The sequence below is a fragment of the Phocaeicola sp. RTP21198st1_B8_RTP21198_201120 genome, from assembly GCF_040929485.1.
In the GTDB taxonomy this organism is placed as follows: domain Bacteria; phylum Bacteroidota; class Bacteroidia; order Bacteroidales; family Bacteroidaceae; genus Phocaeicola; species Phocaeicola dorei.
Map to the genome: position 1 here is coordinate 1 of NZ_JBCOCI010000260.1, position 1,408 is coordinate 1,408.

Consider the following 1,408-nt stretch of genomic DNA (forward strand, 5'->3'; position numbering starts at 1 on the left):
AGTAGAGAAGGCGGCACGTGCTGCATTTGATAAGATGATGACTGATTTACAAGGTGATGTGATGAACGAAGCTGCCGGTTCGGGCAATGGCGAAAGCTATTGGTCGAGTACGGAAAACGCAGCAGGTAATCAAGCTTATTGGGTACGTTTCGGTAAATCGGGAGCTGATGCAGGAAATAAAACAGCTACCAACCGTTTTGTAAGATGTATGCGTACAATCGGTGATTATACTTATCCTGAAGAACCGGCAACATTGACGGTTAATCCAAATCCTGTGACATTGGAAGGAGCTAATGAAGCGGAAGCAAATGTGACATTGACATCCAATAAAACGGTATTTAGTGTGGCTTTGGCAAATGATTCCTGGCTTTCGTATACTATTTCGGGCACAACAGTTACGTTCAAGGCAAAATCTAAAAATACCACTGGCGATGTTCGTACGACTGTTGCTACGGTTACAGCCGGTACTGGCACAGCCGCTAAGTCGGTGGAGGTAACGGTGAATCAGAATGTTGCGGCTGAAGGAGGCGCTTCTCTCGAATTAAGCACAAATGCCGTGACTATTACTCCTGATGCTGTGACGAAATCAGAAGGAATAACGATGATTTCTGATGAAACAGAATTTACAGTAAATATAACTGATGAGTCTTGGGTGAAAGCGTATGTTGATATAACAAGTAAAACTCTTTATTTCTGGACATTATCGCCTAATTTGAATAGTTCTAACCGGGTAACGACTGCTACGGTAATAGCCGGAAGCGGAGCGAATGCACCTAAACAAGAAGTTACTATTACACAAAGAGGGCTTTTAAGTTCCGAGTTTGCGGTGGGACAGGTGATTGCGGATAATGGTTCGTTAAAAGGAGGCATTGTGTTCTGGGTAGATGGCACTAATCGTGGTAAGGCTAAGATTATGTCGTTGGACAGAGAGAATCTGGCATGGTCTACGGCAAGCTCTCCGGCTTCTACCGGTTTAACTTTATCCAATGACAATGGCCTGGCAAATACTACTGCGTTGGCAGCATTGCCGAATGCAGCAGAAATGCCCGCTCTTAAATATTGTATGGATAAAGGTTCCGGATGGTATTGGCCTACGAGAACGGATTTGGAACAGATGTTTGAAACTTATAATGGGACTGCAGTGGCAGATGCAACGGAGAATAACCCGGATGCGATTACCGATTTTGAGAAAGCAAACCGTACAGCTTGGGATCAAGTGATTACTGGTGCGGGAGGAACTATCATGAATACGGCAGCAGCATCTGCTACCGGAGATTCCTATTGGGCTAGTCGTGAAACATCGAGCGGTACAAGCGCATTTTATGTACGTTTTGGAAAACCGCTTGCCTGGGATAAATCGAATGCTAAAAAAGACGGTAAAAGATTTGTTCGTGCAGTCCGTTCAATC

General features: G+C 44.5%; 1 protein-coding gene. It reads left to right on the top strand.

The annotated features are described in order from the left end of the window. The coding region (locus AB5935_RS25190) for a BACON domain-containing protein (protein WP_368327777.1) at nucleotides 1-1,408 on the top strand (1,408 nt) is incomplete at both ends.